This is a genomic window from Streptococcus sp. GMD1S, from assembly GCF_000296875.1.
GTDB lineage: Bacteria > Bacillota > Bacilli > Lactobacillales > Streptococcaceae > Streptococcus.
Map to the genome: position 1 here is coordinate 18,323 of NZ_AJQY01000002.1, position 25,888 is coordinate 44,210.

The window sequence follows — 25,888 nt, forward strand, 5'->3', positions numbered from 1 at the left end:
TTTACAGAAAACGCTTTCTAGAAAACAAGAATTATGTTATAATTATCACAAATAAAAGTTTAGGAGTTTTTTATGGTCTCTTCAGAATTTATTTCAAAGATTGAATTTGCTTGTAAGAAGAAAGAAAGTCTTTATAGCCAAAGTAAGTTTAAGTATGCGATTCGTTCCATGTTTGCAGGTGCTTTTCTAACATTTAGTACGGCTGCGGGTGCAGTTGGGGCTGACTTGATTAATAAGATCGCACCAGGCAGTGGACGCTTCCTCTTCCCATTCGTTTTTGCTTGGGGATTGGCCTACATTGTTTTCTTGAATGCTGAGCTAGTAACTTCAAATATGATGTTTTTGACAGCTGGTAGTTTCTTGAAAAAAATCTCATGGAGAAAAACAGCTGAGATTTTACTATACTGTACCTTATTCAACCTTATCGGAGCTTTGATAGCAGGTTGGGGCTTTGCCCACTCAGCAGCCTATGCAAATCTAACACATGATAGCTTCATTTCAGGGGGTGTTGAGATGAAGTTAGGTCGTTCCAATGAGCTAGTCTTGCTTGAAGGTATTTTAGCCAATATCTTTGTAAACATTGCCATTCTTTCATTCGTTTTGGTGAAAGACGGTGGCGCCAAACTTTGGCTTGTCTTATCAGCGATTTACATGTTTGTATTCTTAACAAACGAACACATTGCTGCGAACTTTGCTTCTTTTGCGATTGTTAAGTTTAGTGTTGCAGCTGATTCTATCGCAAACTTTGACATTCCGAACATCCTTCGTCACTGGGGTATAACCTTTGTCGGAAACTTTATCGGAGGAGGTCTCTTGATGGGCTTACCATACGCCTTCCTCAATAAAAACGAAGATACTTATGTCGATTAAAGAAATGAGCACGAGTTAATCGTGCTTTTTTGTTTGATGTGTATGACTAGTCATAGTTGTTCCTTATATCAAAATATAGAAAAACTGTATTGGAAAAGGCTAACCCAAGATGATACAATATACCTAATGAAGCTATTTGGAGGTCGTCTTATGACTCGTGATTTTAAATTTGAAACCCTACAATTGCATGCAGGGCAAGTCGTTGATCCAGCGACCAAGTCTCGTGCAGTACCGATTTATCAAACAACATCCTTCGTTTTTGATGACACGCAGGAGGGTGCAGATTTGTTTGCTTTGAGAAAACCAGGCAATATCTATACTCGTATCACAAATCCTACAACAGCAGCCTTTGAGGAAAGAATCGCTGCTCTTGAAGGTGGTGTTGGAGCACTAGCGACAGCATCTGGTATGGCTGCACTTACTTATACAATTCTTGCCCTTGCTCATGCGGGTGACCATGTGGTGGCTGCGTCAACTATTTACGGTGGGACTTTCAATCTCTTGAAAGAAACCCTTCCTCGTTATGGAATCACAACCACCTTTGTCGATGTGGATAATTTGGAGGAAGTAGAAGCAGCTATCGGTGACAATACCAAACTTGTCTTGATTGAAACCTTAGGGAATCCCTTGATTAACATTCCTGACTTGGAAAAATTGGCTGAGATTGCGCATAAACACCAGATTCCTCTCGTTTCTGACAATACTTTTGCCACACCATATTTGATTAACGTTTTCTCTCACGGTGTCGATATTTCAGTCCACTCAGCGACTAAGTTTATCGGTGGACATGGTACGACTATTGGAGGAGTGATTGTCGATAGCGGTCGTTTTGACTGGGCAGCTTCAGGGAAGTTCCCTCAATTTGTTGAGGAAGACCCAAGCTACCATAACTTGAGCTATACTCGTGACGTGGGTGCTGCAGCCTTTATTATCGCTGTTCGTGTTCAATTGCTTCGTGATACAGGTGCTGCCTTGTCACCATTTAATGCCTTTCTCTTGCTCCAAGGGCTTGAAACTCTCTCTCTTCGTGTTGAACGTCATGTGCAAAATGCAGAGAAAATTGTTGATTTCCTTGTCAACCATCCTAAGGTAGAAAAAGTCAACTATCCAAAACTTGCTGACAGTCCATATCATGCCTTGGCTGAGAAATATTTGCCAAAAGGTGTTGGTTCAATCTTTACCTTCCATGTCAAAGGTGGAGAGACAGAAGCACGCAAGGTCATTGATAATTTGGAAATCTTCTCTGACCTTGCAAACGTTGCAGATGCCAAATCTCTTGTTGTCCATCCTGCGACAACCACTCACGGTCAGTTGTCAGAAAAAGATCTAGAAGCAGCAGGTGTCACACCAAACCAAATCCGCTTGTCTATCGGTCTTGAAAATGTAGAGGATTTGATTGAAGATTTGCGTTTAGCCTTGGAAAAAGTATAAAGTAAGACAGATAAATAATTCGTAACTAATTATTAAATAAACTATATAAGGCTAGTACTATCTAGTCTTATATAGTTTATTTTGCTATAATAGTTTAAAATATGATTAGTATTATTGTTATGAGATTGTTAGAGAATATTAAGTAAACTTTAAGACGAACATAGAATCATTAAGAAAGGCAAGGAAACTACTTGTCTCTAAAAATTAACTTTCTTTTTCAACTCAAGAAGGTTTAGGGGATGGACGTTTGATTCAGGAATAGTAATAATAATCAAATGGAGCTAATCAGAATTAAATTATAGATGTAGAAGAAATTAGTCCTGAATTTGACTTATAAGATTCAGTTAAATCAATTAGTTTCAAATAAAATGAAAAATTTTTAAGAACTTAGAATGGTTGGAAAGTTTCCCGTTTTATCACTTAATGGTGTTGTGTTAAGAGTGATTATGTGAAATTGTTAAAAAGTAAAGTTTGATTTTGAAAAAAATAATTATAAATAAAAGGAGAAATTCTAAATGAGCCATTGCCATTCTGAACATAAAGAAATTAGTAATAATGTTCATACATTTTATATCGGATTTGATTTAGATGATTTTGGCAAGATTTCACAAGTAAAAAAGAAGTTTTATGACGAATTGTTTGACGACATTGCTTCTTTTGCTTTCGGATCACATAATGTAATGAAGAGAATCAAAGAACCTCAGGATATTTCTAAAGTTCAGAGGGAAGCATTGAGAAAAATGTATAATATACCAGAATTACAAGAAGCTAGTAGGTACTATCTTGAATCAGATTTAGTAGAGGATAAGTATCTTAAGCGTGGTGAGTTTGGAGAATTGCTTTTATATCATCTGCTACATGAATATTTTAATGCTGATGCTTTAATTTCAAAAATCTATTTCAAGGATAGCATGGGGCTACCAGCGCATGGTTTTGATGCAGTTCACGTAGATTCTGATAATCAAATCTTGTGGATTGGAGAATCTAAATTATATTCTGAATCTAGTTCTGCTATTGATGCTTTGATGAAAGATTTAGAAGAACATTTTAGAATATCATTTTTTGATTCTGAGTTTGTTATTATAGAAAATCGTGTTCATGATAGCGACATAGAACTTGATGATTTTATGAAAAAATTAATTAATCCCCAAACAAAAGTTTTAGATAAACTTGCTAATATCAATATTGCATTATTTGCTGGATTTGATAGCAAGTCATTGCAAGAGTTTGAAGATGAAGAGTCATTTAAGAAAAAATTAGAATCAGAGATTAATATTTTAGAAAAAAAAGCGTTAAAAAAAATAGAAGAGCATCCGTGGAATGAGCATTTAAATATTTTTTTATTTTTATTTCCCATTGACAACAAAAAAGAATTTGTCAAAGATCTACATTTAAAATTAAAAGGGGCGCAGCAAGGATGAAAAATATTAAAGAAATTCTAAAATATTCTGAGTTAAAAAATTATGAAGAAAATTTTGAACTTATTAAATATATTTCTAGTATTATTGATACATCTGATGCTAGAAAAGTAATAATTCATATCTTAGATATTTGGGAAAATGTAAATAATAACGCAAAAGAAATGTGGATTGATTTGATTGGAAGAGCAGGATTTTATCCGTATTATATTGAAAAAGTTTGTCAAGAAGAGCAATTAACTCTGTCACTTCAGGATCAAATAAAAACAGAATTTTTTAAATCTGATTATCTTCCAAATATATATTTTCATCAACAGCAAAAAGAAATAGAAATAGCTTTATCCAATGGAAATAATATAGCTGTAAGCGCGCCAACTAGTTTTGGAAAAAGCTTACTTATCGAAGAGATTGTAGCAAGAAAACAATTCTGTAATATCTTAATTATACAACCAACTCTTGCATTAATTGATGAAACAAGAAAAAAACTATCAAAGTATAAAGGAGATTATAATTTAATAATTAATACTCGTCAAATAGTTCTTGAGAAAAATATTTTTATTTTAACAGCTGAACGAGTGTTAGAATTTCCAAATCTTCCCAATATAGATTTTTTTGTCATTGATGAATTTTATAAAATTTGTAATCGTCTAAATGATAGTAGAATTGATTCTTTGAATGTTGCGTTATTAAGAGTTATGAAACATAATACCCAAGCAATGTTCTTAACTCCTACTGTAGATTCTTTATCGGAGGCTTTCCGAGAAAGGTATAAAGTTGCTTTTTTTAAAACAGATTATGCTTTAGTAAATACTAATGTCATCGAGGTTAGGAATAGAAATAATAATTTATTATCTGGTAACTCTAAAAAAAATAAATTATTTAAAATGCTATATAAACAAGAAGAATCAAGTATTGTATATGTAAAATCTCCGAATGAAGCCTATAAACTTGCCAAAGAATATGTAGACTATTTACGCAAGAATAAGATTGAGACTGAAAATAAAAAATTAGATATATTTGAATGGATTGATAATAATATATCTCCTAATTGGCAATTAAAAGAAATGTTAGAACATGGTGTAGGGGCACACAACGGAGCACTCCCAAGGCATGTAGTAACTTCAGAAATTGATTTATTTAATAAAAAGAAAATTAAAGTACTTTTTGCAACGGTTTCATTGATTGAAGGCGTGAACACAGTTGCGAAAAATATGTTTGTATATAGTCAACATAAAGGTGATAATAAAATTGACTTTTTTGATTTTGCAAATATACGTGGTCGGGCTGGTAGAATGAATGAACATTTCACTGGAAATGTTTATGTGTTTATTGATGAAATTGCAGATGAACATCTCACTATTGATGTACCTAGTGTTGATCAGAATCCTGTGTCAGATGAAATTTTAATTAATATTTCAAGTAACGAAGTGAAAGATATTGAACGAAAACAGAGATTAGAAGATGGTTTAGATAATGAAATCTTAGAAATTATTAAGAATAATCTTATTTCAGTAGAAGGTCAGAAGTCTTTGTATCGCTTTATAGAAAAAGAGCAAAAAACTGGTGGAATAGATTATTTAAGGTGGGATGGTATACCTAGTTATGATAAATTATGGCAAACTCTTTACTTAGGATATAAATTTTTGAAATCAAATGATAGAATCGGTTTTGTACAAAGTAGAGCTGTAATGTCGCTTAAATTTGTCAATCTATCATTAAGAAAAGTTATTGAAGAACAGTATAAATACTATTTGTCTGAAAAAAGAAAAGATCCTTTAAATAGTGCCATTGATTTTGTTTTGAAATTTCAAAAAACAGAAGCTGGGTACGAAATACCTAAAATTTTATCTGTGATTGATTCTATACAAAGACATGTATTCGATAAATTAGGTTTGCCTGCTGGGGACTATTCTGTATTTGCCTCTTTATTAGAGAATGAACAGATTGATGAAAGATTACAATTTTTAATTGATTATGGTGTACCAAGCTCAGCTGTAAAAAAAATTAGAAATATACCTGATAATCTTATTGAAGATTCTCATATAATACAATATCTAAGAAGAAATTTATCTCTTATAATTAGGAATTTGATTCCTTATGAAGCAAATTTATTAGAAGAAGCAATACGGTAGATATGAAAAAGACCCTAAAGAAGTAGATTAGGTATATTTTATTTTGAATAACACGAGGTACCCCCTATGAACGAAATCAAATGCCCCAACTGTGGGGAAGTCTTTACAGTAAATGAGAGTCAGTATGCCGAACTCTTGTCTCAAGTGAGAACGGCAGAATTTGATAAGGAACTGCACGATCGCATGAAGCAGGAGCTAGCCTTGGCTGAGCAAAAGGCTATGAATGAGCAACAGATTAAACTAGCTCAAAAAGACCAAGAAATCGCGCAACTGCAGAGTCAAATCCAAAACTTTGATACAGAGCAAGAGTTGGCTAAGAAAGAGGTTGAACAGACAAGTCATCAGGCCTTATTAGCAAAGGACAAGGAAGTGCAGGCCTTGGAAAACCAATTGGCGACCTTGCGTTTAGAGCATGAAAACCAACTGCAAAAGACTCTCTCTGATTTAGAAAGAGAGCGTGATCAGGTCAAAAACCAGCTCCTCTTGCAGGAAAAGGAAAATGAGTTATCTTTGGCTTCTGTTAAGCAAAATTACGAAGCTCAGCTCAAGGCAGCTAGTGAACAGGTCGAGTTCTATAAGAATTTCAAAGCCCAACAATCCACAAAAGCTATCGGGGAAAGTTTGGAACAGTATGCAGAGAGTGAGTTTAACAAGGTTCGTAGTTTTGCCTTTCCAAATGCCTACTTTGAGAAGGATAACAAGGTCTCTGCGCGTGGATCTAAGGGAGACTTTATCTTCCGTGAATGTGATGAAAATGGAGTGGAAATTATTTCCATCATGTTTGAGATGAAAAACGAAGCGGATGGGACAGAGAAAAGGCACAAGAATGCGGACTTCTACAAGGAATTGGACAAGGACCGTCGGGAGAAAAACTGCGAATATGCGGTTCTGGTGACCATGCTAGAAGCAGATAACGACTACTTTAATACAGGGATTGTTGATGTCAGTCATGAGTATGAAAAGATGTATGTGATTCGTCCCCAGTTCTTTATCCAGTTGATTGGTCTCTTGCGAAATGCTGCGCTTAATTCTTTGAAATATAAGCAAGAGTTGGCACTTGTCCGTGAACAAAACATTGATATCACTCACTTTGAGGAAGATTTGGATGCCTTTAAACTAGCCTTTGCCAAGAACTACAATTCAGCTTCAACTAACTTTGGTAAAGCCATCGACGAAATTGATAAGGCTATCAAACGCATGGAAGAGGTTAAGAAATTCCTAACCACATCCGAAAACCAACTCCGCCTCGCCAATAACAAATTGGAAGATGTTTCAGTAAAAAAATTGACCCGAAAAAACCCAACTATGAAAGCCAAGTTTGATGCGCTGAAGGGAGAGTGAGAAAGCAACAGATGAACGGTATTATTAACTTAAAAAAAGAAGCGGGGATGACTTCGCATGACGCGGTTTTTAAACTGCGTAAGATTTTGGGAACAAAGAAAATCGGTCATGGTGGGACCCTGGATCCGGATGTAGTGGGTGTTTTGCCTATTGCGGTGGGCAAGGCGACCCGCATGGTCGAGTTTATGCAGGATGAGGGCAAGGTCTATGAGGGGGAAATCACTCTCGGCTATTCAACGACGACCGAGGATGCTAGTGGGGAAGTAGTCGCAGAAACTCCTGTTTTGTCGCCCTTGGATGAAACCACTGTCGATGAAGCGATTGCGAGTCTGACTGGGCCTATTACTCAGATTCCACCTATGTACTCGGCTGTCAAGGTCAATGGTCGCAAGCTCTATGAGTATGCGCGTGCAGGTCAGGAAGTGGAGCGTCCAGAACGTCAGGTGACCATTTATCAATTTGAGCGGACGAGTCCGATTTCTTATGAGGGCGAACTTGCACGATTCACTTTTCGTGTGAAATGTAGTAAGGGGACTTATATCCGTATCTTGTCTGTTGACTTGGGAGAGAAGCTGGGTTATGCGGCCCATATGTCTCACCTAACACGTACCAGTGCTGCAGGTTTGCAGTTAGATGAGGCTCTTACCTTGGAAGAAATTGCCGAAAGAGTTGAGGCTGGTCAACTTGACTTTCTCCACCCTCTTGAGATTGGTACAGGGGACCTTGTCAAAGTTTTCCTAAGTCCAGAAGAGGCTACAGAAGTGCGCTTTGGTCGTTTTATCGAGCTAGACCAAACGGACAAAGAATTGGCTGCTTTTGAAGGTGATAAATTGCTTGCCATTTTAGAAAAAAGGGACAATTTCTACAAACCAAGAAAGGTTTTTGGCTAGTCTAACTGGAGTGTGGGGATGGATTTGTTTCCCCTAGACTATCCAAACCAGACTATAAATTTTGAAAAAAATATGATAGAATAGACGACGGATAAAAAAACGGAGGATAGCATGCAAAATAGACCAATCATTATCGGAGTGACAGGTGGTTCTGGTGGAGGAAAAACCAGTGTTTCAAGAGCCATTTTATCGCATTTTCCTGATGAAAAGATTTCCATGATTGAGCATGATTCATACTACAAGGATCAGTCTCACTTGACCTTTGAAGAGCGTGTCAAAACCAACTACGACCATCCTTTTGCTTTTGATACAGACTTAATGATTGAGCAAATTAAGGAATTGTTGGCAGGGCGCCCGGTGGACATCCCGACTTATGACTATACAGCGCATACACGGAGTAGCAAGACCTATCGTCAGGAGCCTCAAGATGTCTTTATCGTTGAGGGAATTTTGGTCTTGGAGGACAAGCGTCTGCGCGATTTGATGGATATCAAGATTTTTGTGGATACAGATGATGACGTGCGTATTATTCGCCGGATCAAGCGTGATATGGAGGAGCGTGGACGTAGCCTTGACAGTGTCATTGAGCAGTACTTAGGTGTAGTTAAACCTATGTACCACCAGTTTATCGAGCCGACTAAGCGTTATGCCGATATCGTCATTCCTGAGGGAGTCAGCAATACCGTTGCTATCGACCTTTTGACGACCAAGATTGCAAAGATTTTGGAAGAAGCGCGAAACAGTAAATAATCAGATGAGGAGGCCTAGCCTCCTTTTTCTATTTTTCCTTTAGTTTCAGTAGGAAAAAGGTGATTTTTAAGCATGTTTTTGGTATAATAATACCCATGGAAAAGCAAGAAAATGAATAGTAGGTGGAGATGGAAAAGTATTTATCGGTAACAACTTTGACCAAGTATCTGAAAATGAAATTCGATAAAGACCCTTACTTGGAACGGGTCTATTTAACTGGTCAAGTTTCCAACTTTCGTAAACGACCTACTCACCAATATTTCTCCCTAAAAGACGACCATGCAGTCATTCAAGCGACCATCTGGTCAGGGATTTATCAAAAATTGGGTTTCGACCTCGAAGAGGGAATGAAAATCAATGTGATTGGGCGTGTGCAAATCTATGAACCCAGCGGGAGCTACTCTATCATCATTGAAAAAGCTGAGCCTGATGGGGTTGGGGCGCTCGCGATTCAGTTTGAACAACTCAAGAAAAAATTGACGGAAGAAGGTCTATTTCAAGAGAGATTCAAGCAACCTCTTCCCCAATTTGCTAAGCGAATCGGTGTGGTAACCAGTCGCAGTGGAGCTGTTATTCGAGATATTATCACGACCGTCAGCAGACGTTTTCCAGGTGTTGATATCCTTCTCTATCCGACCAAGGTACAAGGTGATGGAGCTGCGGAGGAAATTGCTCGAAATATTGCGCGTGCCAATCAACGTGAGGACCTAGATGTTCTCATCATTGGTCGTGGTGGGGGTTCCATCGAGGATCTCTGGGCTTTTAACGAAGAGATCGTGGTACGGGCTATTTTTGAATCTCGTTTGCCAGTTATTTCTAGTGTTGGGCATGAGACGGATGTGACCTTGGCAGACTTTGTGGCCGATCGTCGTGCTGCGACGCCAACAGCTGCAGCTGAACTGGCAACACCTGTAACCAAGTTGGATCTTTTGACTCATTTGCAAAATCAAGAAAAACGGATGTCAACAGCAGTCCGAAATGTCCTATCTAAGAAACAAGAAGCTCTGAAAAAATGCAGTCAGTCTGTGATTTTTAGACAGCCAGAGCGCTTGTATGATGGTTATTTGCAACGGTTAGATCAACTACAACTACGCTTAAAACAAAGTTTGCGAACACAGATTTCTGATAATAAACAGCTAGTTCAAGCAAGGACGCATCAACTAGTCCAATTATCACCTGTTACCAAAATCCAACGCTATCAAGATCGCTTAAGCCAGTTGGACAAGCTCCTACGTAGCCAAATGGCGCTGGTTTATGATGCCAAGGTTGCTGAAGTGAAGCGACTTTCAGAAGCTCTGCTGATGTTGGATACCAGTCGAATCGTGGCGCGTGGTTATGCTATTGTCAAAAAGGAAGAGTCCGTAGTAGACTCGGTTGAGAGTTTGAAGAAAAAAGACCAAGTGACGCTTTTGATGCGAGATGGTCAAGTAGAATTAGAGGTTAAAGATGTCAAAACAAAAGAAATTTGAGGAAAATCTAGCAGAACTGGAGACCATTGTCCAAAGTTTAGAAAATGGTGAAATCGCTTTGGAAGATGCGATTGCCGCCTTTCAAAAGGGAATGGTCTTGTCAAAAGAGCTCCAAGCGACGCTGGACAAGGCTGAAAAGACCTTGGTTAAGGTCATGCAAGAAGACGGAACAGAAAGTGATTTTGAATGAAGAAGCAAGAAAAATTAGCTCTTGTCGAGTCTGCCTTGGAAGATTTTTATGGAGACCAGCAGTTTGCCTCTAGTTTGCGAGAGTCCGTTCTCTATTCCATTCATGCTGGGGGCAAGCGTATTCGGCCTTTTCTCTTGTTGGAGGTTCTGGAAGCCTTGCAAGTCGCTATTAAACCTGCTCACGCGCAGGTGGCCGCGGCCTTGGAAATGATTCATACAGGGAGCTTGATTCACGATGACCTTCCTGCTATGGATGATGACGATTATCGTCGTGGACGCTTGACCAATCATAAGAAATTTGGCGAAGCGATGGCAATATTGGCAGGAGATGCCTTGTTCCTAGATCCCTATGCCTTAATAGCGCAGGCGGATTTGCCAAGTCAGATCAAGGTGGACTTGATTGCCAACCTATCCCTTGCTTCAGGAAGTCTGGGAATGGTTGCAGGTCAGGTTTTAGATATGGAAGGCGAACACCAGCACTTGTCCTTGGAAGAACTCCAGACCATTCATGCTAATAAAACTGGAAAATTGCTAGCTTATCCCTTTCAAGCAGCTGCTATCATAGCTGAATTAGCACCAGAAATCCAAGCAAAATTGAAAACGGTTGGTGAATTGATTGGCCTTGCCTTTCAAGTCAGGGATGATGTGTTAGATATGACCGCTAGTTTTGAGGAAATCGGGAAGACTCCACAAAAGGATTTGCAGGCAGAAAAGTCAACCTATCCAGCCTTGTTGGGCTTGGAAGAGGCGATTGCCTTTTGTAACCAAACTCTGGATCAAGCTAATGTAAAATTAGAAGAAATTGCCCAACAGGTTCCCTTCAAGATAGAATCGATTGTGAAAGTAGTAGAAAGTTTGAGAATCAATGGCTAAGGAAAGAGTGGATGTACTAGCTTATAAACAGGGCTTGTTTGAAACGCGTGAACAAGCCAAGCGTGGTGTCATGGCTGGTCTAGTCGTAGCAGTCCTTAATGGGGAGCGTTTTGACAAACCAGGAGAGAAAATCCCAGATGATACTGAACTAAAACTCAAGGGTGAAAAACTCAAGTATGTCAGTCGAGGTGGTCTAAAACTGGAAAAGGCTTTGCAGGTCTTTGATTTATCAGTGGATGGCGCAACCACGATTGATATTGGGGCCTCCACTGGAGGATTTACTGACGTCATGTTGCAAAATGGTGCTGAGTTGGTCTTTGCAGTCGATGTTGGTACCAATCAGTTGGCTTGGAAATTACGTCAAGACCCACGGGTTGTCAGCATGGAGCAGTTTAATTTTCGTTATGCTGAAAAGACTGACTTTGAGCAGGAACCGAGCTTTGCCAGTATTGATGTGAGTTTTATTTCCCTCAGTCTGATTTTGCCTGCTTTGCACCGTGTCTTGGCTGATCAAGGTCAAATTGTAGCTCTGGTTAAGCCCCAGTTTGAAGCAGGTCGTGAGCAGATTGGGAAAAATGGAATCATTCGCGATGCCAAGGTTCATCAACATGTCCTTGAATCTGTCACTGCTATGGCAGTTGAACAAGGTTTTTCAGTGTTTGGATTAGACTATTCACCAATCCAAGGTGGACATGGAAACATCGAATTTTTGGCATATTTGAAAAAGGAAGATGGAGCAAGTAACCAAGTTGCTCCTGAAATAGAAAAAGTTGTAGAGAGAGCACATAGAGAATTTAAAGATGAATAAAAAAGAGAGACTTGAAAAAATTAGAAGATTTGTTACAGATTATCAAATTGGGACTCAGGAAGAAATCGTTGAGCACTTAAAGGAAGCAGGTATTTCTGCTACGCAAGCCACTGTCTCAAGGGACATCAAGGAGCTTGGGATTGTTAAAATTCCTTTGAAGAACAACACCTATATCTATGAGTTGCCAAAATCAGTCGTCAAAAGTTTGCAGTTGGCTGAGGACAATATTGTGAGTTCTGAGTTAATGGGAAATATGATCAATCTTGCTGTCATTCCTGGAAATACTATTTTTGTGAAGAGTCAGTTGGTTGAAGCATTTTCTGAACAGATTTTTAGCTGTCTAGCTGATGATGATTCTATCTTAATTGTAGCTAGAACAGCAGAGGCAGCTGAGGAAATTGTTGAACAAGTCAAAAAATGGTAGGTCAGTATGTTACTTGAAATTTCGATAAAAAACTTTGCCATTATTGAGGCGATTTCACTCAATTTTGAAAAGGGTATGACTGTTTTGACCGGAGAAACGGGTGCTGGAAAGTCTATCATTATCGACGCTATGAATCTCATGTTGGGGGCTCGTGCAACGACAGATGTTATTCGTCACGGTGCGCCAAAGGCAGAGATTGAGGGACTTTTTTCGGTTGAAAATAGTCGCCTTTTACAGGAACTTTTTGATGAGCAAGGTTTAGAATTGGGGGATGAGATTATCATCCGTCGGGAGATTTTGCAAAATGGTCGTAGTGTTAGTCGCGTGAATGGTCAGATGGTCAATCTTTCTGTCTTGCGTGCTATTGGGCAACACCTTGTGGATATCCATGGTCAGCATGACCAAGAGGAGTTAATGCGTCCTCAACTGCACATCCAGATGTTGGATGAGTTTGGTGATGCTGCTTTCTTGGACTTGAAGGAGACCTATCAGACGAGCTTTGATGCCTATCGCAAAATGCGTAAGCAGGTTTTGGAAGTCAAGAAAAACCAACAGGAACACAAGGCTCGTATTGAGATGTTGGAATTTCAAATGGCAGAGATTGAGGCTGCAAACTTGCAGGCTGGTGAAGACTTGGTTCTCAACCAAGAACGAGATAAACTCCTCAATCATAAAAATATTGCGGATACGCTAACCAATGCCTATAGCATGTTAGACAATGAGGAATTCTCCAGTCTTGCTAATGTCCGTTCAGCCATGAATGACATGGAAAGTGTCGAAGAGTATGACCCTGAATACCGTGAAATTTCAAGTTCTCTATCAGAAACCTACTATGTTTTAGAAGATATTACCAAGCGTTTGGAAGATATTATTGATGACTTGGATTTTGATGGCAATCGCCTCATGCAGGTTGAGAATCGCTTAGATCTTCTGAATACGATTACTCGCAAGTATGGTGGAACTGTGGACGACGTTTTGCTTTATTTTGCCAAGATTACGGATGAGTACAATCTCTTGACTGGAAATAACCTTTCTTCCGAAGATATGGAAGCAGAGCTCAAGAAATTGGAAGTTAATCTTGTTGATTTGGCAGGGCAGCTTGCATCAGCTCGCCATGACTTGGCCCAGCAGCTAGAAGCTGAGATAAAACAAGAGTTGCAAGATCTTTATATGGAGAAGGCTCAATTTCAAGTTCGCTTTAGCAAGGGCAAATTTAGTCGTGAGGGGAATGAAACGGTCGAGTTTTACATTTCCACCAACCCAGGTGAAGACTTTAAGCCTTTGGTCAAAGTTGCATCTGGTGGGGAATTATCCCGCCTTATGTTGGCTATCAAGTCAGCCTTTTCTCGTAAGGAAGGCAAGACCAGTATTGTCTTTGATGAGGTGGATACGGGAGTTTCAGGTCGTGTAGCCCAGGCCATTGCTCAAAAAATTCATAAGATTGGCCAGCATGGTCAGGTTCTTGCTATCTCTCACCTTCCACAAGTGATTGCCATCGCGGATTATCAATTCTTTATTGAGAAGATTAGCGATGAGCACTCAACGGTGTCGACAGTTCGTCTCTTGACTTTAGAAGAACGAGTAGAGGAAGTTGCTAAAATGTTGGCTGGGGAAAATGTAACAGAGGCGGCCCTTACCCAAGCTAGAGAATTATTGCAAACGAGGGAGAAATAAATGACAGACTATTATGTAATTGGAGATGTTCACGGAAAAGCAGGTATGCTGGAAGACCTTCTCAAAACATGGGATGGTCACACCCAGTTGCTCTTTCTAGGGGATTTGATTGACCGTGGTGAAGACAGTCGCCGTGTTCTAGAAATGGTCAAAGACTTGGTCGACAATCAAGGAGCTATCTGTCTATCAGGAAACCACGAGTATATGTTTCTGACTTGGCTCGATGACCCAGAAGAAAGCTATGACCATTATCGTCGCAATGGTGGAGATACAACTATTAACTCTATTTTAGGTCGTCCCTTGGATGCACCAGTTGATGGCGTAGAAGATGCCAAGCGTGTTGCGACTGAAGCGGCAGACTTGGTCGAATTTATTCGTCAAATGCCATTTGTGGTGGAGACAGACAAGTATATCTTTGTTCATGCGGGTATTGACTTGACCTTGGATGATTGGCATGAAACCACAGATTATAAGAAAGTCTGGCTCAGAAAGCCATTCCACGAAGCTGAAAATCATACTGGAAAAACGATTGTCTTTGGGCATACACCGGTTTATGGTTTGCTCAAGCAAGACCGAGGTACAGCTGAGCTTTGGATAACAGAGGATGGCAAGATTGGTATGGATGGAGGAGCTGTCTATGGTGGTGTCCTTCATGGAATCATCTTTACAGACCAAGGAATGACCGAACACCACTTTATCGAAAATGATGGCTTTATTGCCGAAGATTAGTACTCCTAGCAGGGTATGGTCTTGTCAAAATGTTAAAAACAATTTATAATTAATAGATACCCTGAAAGGAAGAGCATCATGAACTTAGAAGAATTAAAAAAACGACAGGAGAAGATTCGAAACTTCTCTATTATCGCCCATATTGACCATGGGAAATCAACGCTAGCAGACCGCATTTTGGAAAAGACGGAGACGGTTTCTAGTCGTGAAATGCAAGCCCAACTTCTGGATAGTATGGATCTTGAGCGTGAACGTGGGATTACCATTAAACTCAATGCCATTGAGCTTAATTACACTGCGAAAGATGGTGAGACCTATATTTTCCACTTGATTGACACACCTGGGCACGTGGACTTTACCTATGAAGTGTCGCGTTCACTAGCAGCCTGTGAAGGAGCAATTTTGGTGGTTGATGCGGCCCAAGGGATTGAAGCACAAACACTTGCCAACGTTTATCTAGCATTGGATAATGATTTGGAAATCTTGCCCGTCATTAACAAGATTGATCTACCAGCAGCTGATCCAGAGCGTGTGCGTACAGAGATTGAGGATGTCATTGGACTAGATGCCAGCGAAGCGGTCCTGGCTTCAGCCAAAGCTGGTATTGGTATTGAAGAGATTCTTGAGCAGATCGTTGAAAAAGTGCCAGCTCCAACTGGTGATGTTTCAGCTCCATTAAAAGCCTTAATTTTTGACTCAGTTTATGATGCTTATCGTGGGGTTATCCTGCAAGTGCGTGTTATGGACGGAGTGGTTAAACCTGGCGATAAGATTCAGCTCATGAGCAATGGCAAGATCTTTGATGTGACGGAGGTCGGTATTTTCACGCCGAAAGCAGTTGGTCGTGATTTTCTTGCGACTGGTGACGTTGGTTATATTGCGGCTTCTATCAAGACGGTTCAAGATACGCGCGTGGGTGATACAGTTACTCTAGCAAGCAATCCAGCGGCAGAACCGCTAGATGGATACAAGCAGATGAATCCTATGGTCTTTGCGGGTCTTTATCCAATCGAATCAAACAAGTACAATGACCTTCGTGAAGCCCTTGAAAAATTGCAGCTCAACGATGCCAGCCTGCAGTTTGAACCAGAAACATCTCAGGCCCTTGGATTTGGTTTCCGTTGTGGATTCCTTGGACTTCTCCATATGGATGTTATCCAAGAGCGTTTAGAGCGCGAGTTCAATATTGACCTCATCATGACAGCTCCGTCTGTTATCTATAAGGTTAACCAAACTGACGGTGAGTCTATGGATGTGTCTAACCCCTCTGAATTTCCAGATCCGACTAAGATCGCGACCATTGAAGAACCTTATGTCAAGGCGCAAATCATGGTACCGCAGGAGTTTGTCGGAGCAGTTATGGAATTAGCTCAACGCAAACGTGGGGACTTTGTGACCATGGACTATATTGATGACAATCGTGTCAATGTTATCTATCAAATTCCACTTGCTGAAATCGTCTTTGACTTTTTTGATAAGCTCAAGTCTTCGACACGTGGTTATGCAAGCTTTGACTATGAATTGTCAGAGTACCGTCCATCTAAGCTGGTTAAAATGGACATCCTTCTCAATGGTGATAAGGTCGATGCCCTTAGCTTTATCGTTCACAAGGACTTTGCCTACGAACGTGGGAAACTCATCGTTGATAAGCTCAAGAAAATCATCCCTCGCCAACAATTTGAAGTGCCGATTCAAGCAGCTATTGGACACAAAATTGTGGCTCGTACGGATATCAAGGCCCTTCGTAAAAACGTACTTGCCAAGTGTTATGGTGGTGACGTTTCTCGTAAGCGTAAACTTCTTGAAAAACAAAAAGCTGGTAAGAAACGCATGAAAGCTATCGGATCAGTAGAAGTCCCACAAGAAGCCTTCCTTAGCGTCTTAAGCATGGATGAAGAATAGAAATAGAAAACAAAACTCTTGAAGATTTTTCAAGAGTTTTTGCTTTAAATGAGAGCGATAAAATCGGAAACTAATAGAATTGATTAGGTTAAAATTTGACAGAAGTCCTTATTTTTCTTATAATGCAGATGGAAAGGTGGTAGGATGAAAAAATTATTAATTTTAGGTACTGTAGTTACTGCTAGTGTTTTTCTAGCTTCATGCTCTAATAAATCGCAAACAGCAACCGAAGAAAGTTCGTCTGCAGTTGTTAGTTCTTCTAGCAGTCAGGAAACGAGTAGCTCTAGCTCTACTGTTTCCGAAGCGAAGAAGGAAGAGACTCAAATCATCGGTTCGAATGAATATGGTTTTGTCAAGGTACCCAAATCTTGGGTTCGATTTCATGAAGTAGAAGGTGGAAACGATATACAGTATTGTGATGGAACAGATATCAACATTGTTACGTTAAATACCTTCAAGGCTGAGCAGTTTAATATCAGCGAAGAAGAATATGCTAAACTGGATGTAGTGACTGTCTCATCTAGTATTTTAACTTCCAAAGAACAAAGCTCTGATTTCAGTAAGGTTTGGGGCTCCAAATCGACAATTGGAGGTTATGAAGCCTATGTTGTCAATGCAATTGCTAAGTCAGGTAAATACCTCGTTACTTGGGTTTTCCGATCAAATGATGGTAAAATCCGCTATGTTTCACTTGAAGGGGATGGGGAAACTTTAAAAACAATCTTACCGATGGTTGAAAGTAGCTGGTCAACTACTAAAGCTGAATAAATGAAAAAAAGAAGATCCTTGGTCTTCTTTTTATTTTTTTTTACGAATAGATAGATGAGTAGCAAAAGAAACGGGGTTGTATATGAAGATCACAAACTATGAGATTTACAAATTGAGAAAAGCTGGGCTGACCAATCAACAAATTTTAAATGTTCTTGAATACGACGAGACTGTAGATCAGGAGCTCTTGCTAGGTGACATTGCAGAAATATCTGGATGCCGTAATCCTGCTGTCTTTATGGAACGCTATTTCCAGATAGATGATGCACAGTTGGAGAAGGAGTTTCAGAAATTTCCATCCTTCTCGATTCTTGATGACTGTTATCCTTGGGATCTGAGTGAGATTTATGATGCTCCAGTGCTCTTGTTTTATAAAGGGAATCTAGATTTATTGAAATTTCCAAAGGTTGCTGTTGTAGGGAGTCGTTCATGTTCGAGTCAGGGAGCAAAGTCGGTTCAGAAAGTCATTCAAGGTTTGGATAACGAGTTAATCGTGGTCAGTGGTTTAGCCAAAGGGATTGATACGGCTGCCCATATGGCTGCACTCCAGAATGGAGGAAGAACGATTGCCGTCATTGGAACAGGCTTGGATGTTTTCTATCCCCGTGCCAATAAACGTTTGCAAGAACACATTGGCAATCACCATTTGGTACTTAGCGAATACGGACCAGGTGAAGAACCCTTGAAATTTCACTTTCCAGCTCGTAATCGCATCATTGCTGGCCTTTGCCGTGGTGTGATCGTCGCAGAGGCAAGAATGCGTTCTGGGAGTCTCATTACCTGTGAACGTGCCATGGAGGAAGGACGCGATGTTTTTGCCATTCCAGGGAACATTCTTGATGGCCATTCAGATGGTTGCCACCACTTGATCCAAGAGGGGGCAAAGTTAGTCACAAGTGGTCAAGATGTGCTGGCAGAGTTTGAATTTTAAGGAGAAATTTGTTCACTCAGATAAACTTTTCTTCTATATATAGAAGTTAAGTCTTGACAGCTATAGAAAAATGGTTTACACTTTATAAAGTTTATTACTTTGAAAAGGTGTGATAGTGTGGCTACGGCAACAAAGAAGAAAAAATCAACAGTTAAAAAAAATCTAGTCATCGTGGAGTCGCCTGCCAAGGCGAAAACGATTGAGAAATATCTAGGCAGAAATTACAAGGTTTTAGCCAGTGTCGGGCATATCCGTGATTTGAAAAAATCCAGTATGTCAGTCGACATTGAAAATAACTATGAACCGCAGTATATCAATATCCGAGGCAAAGGCCCTCTCATTAATGACTTGAAAAAGGAAGCTAAAAAGGCCAATAAAGTCTTTCTGGCGAGTGACCCGGACCGTGAAGGAGAAGCAATTTCCTGGCATTTGGCTCATATCCTTGATTTGGATGAGAATGATGCCAACCGTGTAGTTTTTAATGAAATCACTAAAGACGCAGTAAAAAATGCCTTTAAAGAACCTCGCAAGATTGATATGGACTTGGTCGACGCCCAACAAGCTCGTCGTGTCTTGGACCGCTTGGTAGGGTATTCAATTTCGCCAATTTTGTGGAAAAAGGTCAAGAAGGGCTTATCAGCAGGACGCGTGCAGTCTGTTGCCCTTAAGCTCATCATTGATCGTGAAAATGAAATCAATGCCTTCCAACCAGAAGAATACTGGACAATTGATGGAGTCTTTAAGAAGGGAACCAAGCAATTTCAAGCTTCTTTCTATGGTATGAATGGCAAAAAGATGAAATTGACCACCAATGAAGAGGTCAAAGAAGTCTTGTCCCATTTGACTAGTAAAGATTTCACAGTAGACCAGGTAGATAAGAAAGAACGCAAACGCAATGCGCCCCTACCGTATACGACTTCAACCATGCAAATGGATGCGGCTAACAAAATTAATTTCCGTACTCGAAAGACCATGATGGTGGCTCAGCAGCTCTATGAAGGGATCAATATCGGATCAGGTGTGCAAGGTTTGATTACCTATATGCGTACAGACTCGACTCGTATCAGTCCTGTGGCTCAGAATGAAGCGGCAAGCTACATTAACGACCGTTTTGGTAGCAAGTATTCCAAGCATGGTAGCAAGGTCAAGAATGCCTCAGGTGCTCAAGATGCCCACGAAGCCATTCGTCCATCTAGCGTCTTTAACACACCAGAAAGCATCGCTAAGTACTTGGACAAAGACCAGCTCAAACTTTATACCCTTATCTGGAACCGTTTTGTGGCTAGCCAGATGACGGGAGCTATCTTTGATACCATGGCTGTTAAGCTATCTCAAAATGGGGTTCAGTTTGCGGCAAATGGAAGCCAAGTTAAGTTTGATGGGTATCTTGCTATCTACAACGACTCTGACAAGAACAAAATGTTGCCAGATATGGCAGTTGGGGATGTGGTCAAGCAGGTCAATAGCAAGCCAGAGCAACATTTCACCCAACCGCCAGCTCGCTATTCAGAAGCGACTCTTATCAAGACCTTGGAAGAAAATGGAGTTGGACGTCCGTCAACCTATGCTCCGACCATTGAAACCATCCAAAAACGTTACTACGTTCGTCTGGCAGCTAAACGTTTTGAACCGACAGAACTGGGAGAAATTGTCAATAAACTCATCGTTGAATACTTCCCAGATATTGTCAATGTGACCTTCACAGCTGAGATGGAAGGAAAACTGGATGATGTCGAAGTTGGTAAAGAGCAGTGGCAACGTGTCATTGACACCTTTTACAAACCATTCTCTAAAGAAGTAGCCAAGGCTGAATCTGAAATGGAAAAAATCCAGATCAAGGATGAGCCTGCTGGATTTGACTGTGAAGTTTGTGGCAGTCCGATGGTGATTAAGCTCGGTCGTTTTGGTAAATTCTATGCTTGTAGTAATTTCCCAGACTGTCGTCACACACAAGCCATTGTCAAAGAGATTGGAGTCGAGTGTCCGAGCTGTCATCAAGGACAAATCATCGAACGCAAAACCAAGCGCAATCGTATCTTCTATGGTTGCAATCGTTACCCAGAATGTGAGTTTACTTCCTGGGATAAACCAATTGGCCGTGACTGTCCAAAATGCGGACACTTCCTTGTGGAGAAAAAAGTCCGTGGTGGTGGCAAGCAGGTTGTATGTAGTAATGGCGACTACGAAGAAGAGAAAATTAAATAAAATGAAGAGTCCTGAAAATGAATTTCAGGCTCTTTTTTGTTGATGCTTGACAAATTTCCCCCTTGTATGCGAAACTAGAGGAAGAGTAATTTATCTAGGAGAAATCATGCGTATTATTTATCTCTGTATTGGCTTTATTTCACTGGCTTTAGCTGTTATTGGAGTTGTCCTACCACTTTTGCCAACAACACCCTTTCTTTTGTTAGCTATCGCTTGCTTTTCAAAATCTTCTAAGCGTTTTGAAGACTGGCTTTATCATACAAAGCTTTATCAGACCTATGTGGCTGATTTTCGGGAAACCAAGTCTATAGCGCGTGAACGCAAGAAAAAAATCATCGTATCTATCTATATCTTGATGGGAATCTCTATCTATTTCGCTCCTCTCTTACCTGTTAAAATTGGTCTGGGAGCCTTGACTATCTTTATCACCTACTATCTCTTTAAAGTCATTCCTGACAAAGAATAGATAAAAATAGTAGTTATTTGCCTTGATAAAAATGAAAGCATATTTAAAATAATATGATATAATAAATTCAAAGAAAACATCAAGGAGAATCAAATGATTTACGAATTTTGTGCTGAAAATGTGACCTTGCTAGAAAAAGCGATGCAGTCTGGAGCTCGTCGAATCGAACTTTGTGACAATCTAGCAGTGGGTGGAACAACACCTAGCTATGGAGTGACCAAGGCAGCGGTTGAACTGGCAGCTAACTACGACACGACCATTATGACCATGATTCGTCCCCGTGGTGGCGACTTTGTCTATACTGATCTTGAAATAGCGATCATGCTAGAAGACATTCGTTTGACTGCTCAGGCTGGAAGTCAAGGTGTTGTATTTGGTGCTTTAACTGCTGATAAGAAGTTGGATAAGGCTAATCTTGAAAAGCTGATTGCCGCATCTAAAGGAATGGAAATTGTCTATCACATGGCCTTTGATGAATTGAGTGATGAAGACCAGTTGGAAGCCATTGACTGGCTCAGCCAAGCCGGAGTCACTCGTATCTTAACTCGTGCTGGTGTGTCTGGAGACTCGCTAGAGAAACGTTTCGCTCATTATCACAGAATTTTGAAACATGCAGCTGGTAAAATTGAAATTCTACCAGGTGGGGGGATTGACTTGGACAACCGTCAAACCTTTATCGACCAGCTGGGTGTGACACAATTGCATGGAACTAAGGTTGTCTTTTAAAAAATAGAAAGGAACTGCTAGCTTTGGGTAGCAGTTTTCACTTATGTTTGAAATTTTTAAATCCTATCAGTTTAATCAAGAAAAAGCCAGTGCCTACGGTTTTATAGAAAACGAGGGAGTCTGGACCTACAGTTTACAGATCTTGGATGGAGCCTTTGTCATGAAAGTATCCACCTCTACGGATAAAGTGAGCTTTCAAGTTTTTGATCAGGAGACTGGTGACCTTTATCCTCAAGTCCATATGGAAAGCATGAGAGGGACTTTTGTAGGAACTGTTCGTCAAGCTTGTCTGGAGATTCTCTATCAAATTCGGAAGGCTTGTTTTGATGTGCAGGATTTTATCTGCCCTCAGACTAAGCGTATCATGGATCAGATTCAGGAAAAGTATGGTAATCAGTTGGAGTATTTGTGGGAAAAGTCACCTGATACAGCTGTATTGCGCCATGGAGGCAATCAAAAGTGGTATGCTGTTTTAATGAGAATCCCATGGGATAAGCTGGAAAAGGGCAGAGAAGGGCTAGTCGAAGCAATCAACCTCAAACACGACCAAGTAGCTGACCTGCTTTCACAAAAGGGTATTTATCCAGCTTTTCATATGAATAAACGCTACTGGCTTAGTCTGGCGCTTGATGATAGTTTGCAAGATGAAGAAGTGATAGAACTCATCGAAAGAAGTTGGAACTTGACTGTGAAAAAATAAGGAAAGTTACTTGAGTTTTCAAATACTTTCAATTAGCAAAATATTCTTTACTGAAGAAATTTTCAGAAAATATTGGATTTTTTCTTGACAAGTGTTTTTAGCTATGCTAAAATACTAAACAAGATATCAAACGAAGGAGAAAGTCAAACATGAAAACAGCTAAGTTTAATCAATTTGCTTTGTTGTTGAGGTACTCGGGCTAGTGCAAAAGCATTAGTCCTGTTTGGCTTACCAAGCGGGAGTAAATCAACATCTCGCTTGGGCTTCTAAGCGAGATGTTTTTTTAAAACCACATTTGGAAAAGGGGAAATCTTATGCGTAAAGTTGAATTTTTTGATACAAGCCTTCGTGATGGGGAACAAACACCTGGTGTTAACTTCTCAATAAAGGAAAAAGTTTCCATTGCAAGACAGCTGGAGAAATGGGGAATTTCTGTAATTGAAGCTGGTTTTCCGGCTGCTAGTCCAGATTCATTTATAGCCGTTCAAAAAATTGCTAGAGCCATGAAAAAAACTGCAGTGACAGGATTAGCTCGTTCTGTAAAATCTGATATTGATGCTTGTTATGAGGCGCTTAAGGATGCCAAGTATCCTCAAATTCATGTCTTTATCGCTACCAGTCCGATTCACCGCAAGTATAAGCTCAATAAGAGCAAGGAAGAGATTTTAGAAGCTATCAAGGAACATGTTTCTTATGCTCGTTCTAAGTTTGAAATCGTCGAATTCTCTCCTGAAGATGCGACTAGAACAGAGTTGGATTTCCTATTACAAGTCGTTCAAACAGCGGTCGATGCAGGAGCATCTTATATCAATATCCCTGACACAGTTGGCTTTACGACTCCAGAAGAGTTTGCACGTATCTTTGATCACTTGACTGAAAATATTAAATCAGATCATAAAGTTGTCTTTGGTGTCCACTGTCACGATGATCTCGGTATGGCAACTGCAAATACTTTGACAGCAATTAAACATGGTGCTGGACGTGTCCAGGGAACTATTAATGGTATCGGTGAACGCGCAGGTAATGTTGCTCTTGAAGAAGTAGCTGTTGCTTTGAAGATTCGTGAGGATTTCTTCCAAGCAACTAGTGATATTGTTTTGGATGAAACAATGAATACGTCTGAAATGGTTTCTCGCTTCTCTGGTATTCCAGTTCCTAAAAACAAGGCTGTGGTTGGTGGTAATGCCTTCTCTCACGAGTCTGGTATTCACCAAGATGGAGTCCTTAAAAATCCTCTCACTTATGAAATCATCACACCTGAATTGGTCGGTGTCAAGAGCAATAGTCTTCCACTTGGTAAATTGTCAGGTCGCCATGCCTTTGTTGAAAAACTAAGAGAACTGGCCCTAGATTTTACAGAAGAGGATATCAAACCACTCTTCGCTAAGTTCAAGGCACTGGCAGATAAGAAACAAGAAATCACAGATGCAGATATTCGAGCTCTGGTAGCTGGAACCATGGTTGAAAATCCAGAAGGATTCCATTTTGATGATTTACAACTTCAAACTCATGCAGACAATGACATTGAAGCGCTTGTTAGTCTGGCTAATATGGATGGTGAAAAAGTCGAATTTAATGCGACAGGACAAGGTTCCGTTGAAGCAATCTTTAACGCTATCGATAAGTTCTTTAACCAATCTGTTCGCTTGGTGTCCTATACCATTGATGCTGTGACAGATGGAATTGATGCTCAAGCTCGTGTCTTGGTTACTGTTGAAAACAGAGATACAGAAACCATCTTTAACGCAGCAGGCCTCGATTTCGATGTATTGAAGGCTTCGGCTATTGCTTATATCAATGCTAATACCTTTGTTCAAAAAGAGAATGCAGGTGAGATGGGGCATAGCGTTTCCTACCGAGACATGCCTAGTGTGTAAAGGAGATGGCTATGACAAAGAAAATAGTAGCTCTAGCAGGGGATGGAATCGGTCCAGAAATTATGGAAGCTGGTTTAGCGGTTCTGGAAGCTCTAGCTTCAAAAACGGGCTCTGACTATGAGATAGATAGATGCCCCTTTGGAGGTGCAGGTATTGATGCTGCGGGGCATCCCTTACCTGATGAAACCCTCAAGGCATGTAGAGAAGCAGATGCTATTCTCCTTGCGGCTATCGGTAGTCCCCAGTATGATGGGGCGGCAATTCGGCCTGAACAAGGCTTGCTAGCTCTTCGTAAGGAACTCAATCTCTATGCCAATATTCGGCCTGTAAAAATCTTTGATAGTCTCAAGCATTTATCACCACTTAAACCAGAACGAATTGCTGGTGTAGACTTTGTCGTGGTGCGTGAGTTGACAGGTGGGATTTACTTTGGGGATCATATCCTTGAAGAGCGAAAAGCGCGTGATATCAACGACTACAGCTACGAAGAAGTAGAGCGGATTATTCGCAAGGCATTTGAAATTGCAAGAAATCGGAGAAAACTCGTTACTAGTATCGATAAGCAAAATGTTCTAGCAACATCAAAACTCTGGCGCAGAGTAGCTGAGGAAGTCGCGCAGGATTTCCCAGATGTGACCTTGGAAGACCAGTTGGTGGACTCAGCTGCCATGCTTATGATTACCAATCCTGGCAAGTTTGATGTCATCGTGACGGAAAATCTTTTTGGAGATATTCTATCTGATGAATCAAGCGTTCTATCAGGCACTCTTGGTGTTATGCCATCAGCCAGTCATTCTGAAAAGGGGCCAAGTCTTTATGAGCCTATTCACGGTTCGGCACCCGATATTGCAGGTCAAGGAATCGCTAATCCTATTTCCATGATATTATCTGTTGCCATGATGTTGAGAGATAGTTTTGGACTTTATGAGGATGCAGAGCGTATCGAATATGCTGTTGAAGCTAGTTTAGCGGCTGGTATTTTAACAAGAGATATAGGAGGACAGGCTTCAACCAAGGAAATGACAGAAGCCATCATTGAAAGATTATGAAGATAAATGAAGGAATCACGCTTGCTCTCTTGATTTGGAATTTGCTGATTTTCTTGATTTATGGCATTGACAAATCCAAGGCAAGAAGAGGTGCTTGGCGCGTACCAGAGAAAATCTTACTCATTTTAGCCCTTACTTGTGGTGGTTTTGGTGCCTGGTTGGCAGGAATCACCTTTCACCACAAGACTAGAAAATGGTATTTTAAAACAGTTTGGTTTCTCGGGATGGTGACCACACTAGTAGCCTTATATTTTATTTGGAGGTAA

24 protein-coding genes are annotated in these 25,888 nt (G+C 40.2%); all 24 read left to right on the top strand.

Annotated elements, in window-relative coordinates; genetic code table 11:
- Positions 1–72 precede the first annotated feature (72 nt).
- The 24 genes from GMD1S_RS00450 to GMD1S_RS00565 all read left to right on the top strand — a co-directional run bounded on the left by GMD1S_RS00450 (position 73) and on the right by GMD1S_RS00565 (position 25,888).
- The gene (locus GMD1S_RS00450; protein ID WP_000254779.1) at positions 73–870 is read left to right on the top strand and encodes a formate/nitrite transporter family protein; all 798 of its coding nucleotides are present in this window, start codon (positions 73–75) and stop codon (positions 868–870) included.
- A 150-nt stretch (positions 871–1,020) separates the two neighbouring features.
- On the top strand, positions 1,021–2,301 hold the full coding sequence (locus GMD1S_RS00455; RefSeq protein ID WP_000196304.1) for an O-acetylhomoserine aminocarboxypropyltransferase/cysteine synthase family protein: 1,281 nt from the start codon (positions 1,021–1,023) through the stop codon (positions 2,299–2,301).
- Positions 2,302–2,816: 515 nt separating this feature from the next.
- Entirely contained in the window at positions 2,817–3,722 is a 906-nt protein-coding gene (locus GMD1S_RS00460) for a HamA C-terminal domain-containing protein (RefSeq protein WP_000017579.1), read from the top strand.
- Positions 3,719–5,851, top strand: a complete 2,133-nt coding sequence (locus GMD1S_RS00465; protein ID WP_000789573.1) for a DEAD/DEAH box helicase — start codon at positions 3,719–3,721, stop codon at positions 5,849–5,851. Before GMD1S_RS00460 ends, GMD1S_RS00465 begins: the two co-directional genes overlap by 4 nt.
- 66 nt (positions 5,852–5,917) lie before the next feature.
- Positions 5,918–7,192: a DUF2130 domain-containing protein gene (locus tag GMD1S_RS00470; protein WP_001002599.1), complete on the top strand. Its 1,275-nt coding sequence runs from the start codon at positions 5,918–5,920 to the stop codon at positions 7,190–7,192.
- Positions 7,193–7,203: 11 nt separating this feature from the next.
- A complete protein-coding gene (truB, locus tag GMD1S_RS00475) occupies positions 7,204–8,082 on the top strand; it encodes a tRNA pseudouridine(55) synthase TruB (RefSeq protein WP_001013282.1) in 879 nt (292 codons plus the stop codon).
- Positions 8,083–8,193: 111 nt separating this feature from the next.
- Entirely contained in the window at positions 8,194–8,832 is a 639-nt protein-coding gene (udk, locus tag GMD1S_RS00480) for a uridine kinase (protein WP_001181372.1), read from the top strand.
- 128 nt (positions 8,833–8,960) lie between these two features.
- Positions 8,961–10,301: an exodeoxyribonuclease VII large subunit gene (xseA, locus tag GMD1S_RS00485; protein WP_000417445.1), complete on the top strand. Its 1,341-nt coding sequence runs from the start codon at positions 8,961–8,963 to the stop codon at positions 10,299–10,301.
- The gene (locus tag GMD1S_RS00490) at positions 10,279–10,491 is read left to right on the top strand and encodes an exodeoxyribonuclease VII small subunit (RefSeq protein ID WP_000043226.1); all 213 of its coding nucleotides are present in this window, start codon (positions 10,279–10,281) and stop codon (positions 10,489–10,491) included. The genes xseA and GMD1S_RS00490 overlap by 23 nt, the downstream gene beginning before the upstream one ends.
- A complete protein-coding gene (locus GMD1S_RS00495) occupies positions 10,488–11,363 on the top strand; it encodes a polyprenyl synthetase family protein (protein ID WP_000743798.1) in 876 nt (291 codons plus the stop codon). The genes GMD1S_RS00490 and GMD1S_RS00495 overlap by 4 nt, the downstream gene beginning before the upstream one ends.
- Positions 11,356–12,171 carry a TlyA family RNA methyltransferase gene (locus GMD1S_RS00500; protein WP_001041059.1) on the top strand — a complete coding sequence of 272 codons (816 nt, stop codon included), beginning with the start codon at positions 11,356–11,358 and terminating at the stop codon, positions 12,169–12,171. The genes GMD1S_RS00495 and GMD1S_RS00500 overlap by 8 nt, the downstream gene beginning before the upstream one ends.
- A complete protein-coding gene (locus tag GMD1S_RS00505; protein ID WP_001034394.1) occupies positions 12,164–12,595 on the top strand; it encodes an arginine repressor in 432 nt (143 codons plus the stop codon). The genes GMD1S_RS00500 and GMD1S_RS00505 overlap by 8 nt, the downstream gene beginning before the upstream one ends.
- A 6-nt stretch (positions 12,596–12,601) precedes the next feature.
- Entirely contained in the window at positions 12,602–14,269 is a 1,668-nt protein-coding gene (gene recN, locus GMD1S_RS00510) for a DNA repair protein RecN (RefSeq protein WP_000923548.1), read from the top strand.
- Complete coding sequence (locus GMD1S_RS00515; protein ID WP_000133319.1) at positions 14,270–14,998, top strand: metallophosphoesterase family protein; 729 nt, start codon at positions 14,270–14,272, stop codon at positions 14,996–14,998. It abuts the gene before it with no gap.
- Between the two features lie 78 nt (positions 14,999–15,076).
- The gene (gene lepA, locus GMD1S_RS00520) at positions 15,077–16,900 is read left to right on the top strand and encodes a translation elongation factor 4 (protein WP_001047194.1); all 1,824 of its coding nucleotides are present in this window, start codon (positions 15,077–15,079) and stop codon (positions 16,898–16,900) included.
- Positions 16,901–17,044: 144 nt separating this feature from the next.
- A complete protein-coding gene (locus GMD1S_RS00525; RefSeq protein ID WP_000734762.1) occupies positions 17,045–17,668 on the top strand; it encodes a hypothetical protein in 624 nt (207 codons plus the stop codon).
- An 82-nt stretch (positions 17,669–17,750) separates the two neighbouring features.
- Positions 17,751–18,599 carry a DNA-processing protein DprA gene (gene dprA / locus GMD1S_RS00530; RefSeq protein ID WP_000705331.1) on the top strand — a complete coding sequence of 283 codons (849 nt, stop codon included), beginning with the start codon at positions 17,751–17,753 and terminating at the stop codon, positions 18,597–18,599.
- A 117-nt stretch (positions 18,600–18,716) separates the two neighbouring features.
- Complete coding sequence (gene topA / locus GMD1S_RS00535; protein ID WP_000179626.1) at positions 18,717–20,804, top strand: type I DNA topoisomerase; 2,088 nt, start codon at positions 18,717–18,719, stop codon at positions 20,802–20,804.
- A gap of 106 nt (positions 20,805–20,910) precedes the next feature.
- Complete coding sequence (locus tag GMD1S_RS00540) at positions 20,911–21,270, top strand: YbaN family protein (RefSeq protein WP_001220350.1); 360 nt, start codon at positions 20,911–20,913, stop codon at positions 21,268–21,270.
- 93 nt (positions 21,271–21,363) lie between these two features.
- On the top strand, positions 21,364–21,996 hold the full coding sequence (locus tag GMD1S_RS00545) for a copper homeostasis protein CutC (RefSeq protein WP_000638819.1): 633 nt from the start codon (positions 21,364–21,366) through the stop codon (positions 21,994–21,996).
- 43 nt (positions 21,997–22,039) lie between these two features.
- Positions 22,040–22,696 (top strand): MmcQ/YjbR family DNA-binding protein, encoded by a 657-nt coding sequence (locus GMD1S_RS00550; protein WP_000461598.1) that lies wholly within the window; start codon positions 22,040–22,042, stop codon positions 22,694–22,696.
- A 314-nt stretch (positions 22,697–23,010) separates the two neighbouring features.
- On the top strand, positions 23,011–24,573 hold the full coding sequence (locus GMD1S_RS00555; RefSeq protein WP_001233217.1) for a 2-isopropylmalate synthase: 1,563 nt from the start codon (positions 23,011–23,013) through the stop codon (positions 24,571–24,573).
- An 11-nt stretch (positions 24,574–24,584) separates the two neighbouring features.
- Positions 24,585–25,622: a 3-isopropylmalate dehydrogenase gene (gene leuB, locus GMD1S_RS00560; RefSeq protein WP_000162515.1), complete on the top strand. Its 1,038-nt coding sequence runs from the start codon at positions 24,585–24,587 to the stop codon at positions 25,620–25,622.
- Positions 25,619–25,888: a DUF1294 domain-containing protein gene (locus tag GMD1S_RS00565; protein WP_000700091.1), complete on the top strand. Its 270-nt coding sequence runs from the start codon at positions 25,619–25,621 to the stop codon at positions 25,886–25,888. The genes leuB and GMD1S_RS00565 overlap by 4 nt, the downstream gene beginning before the upstream one ends.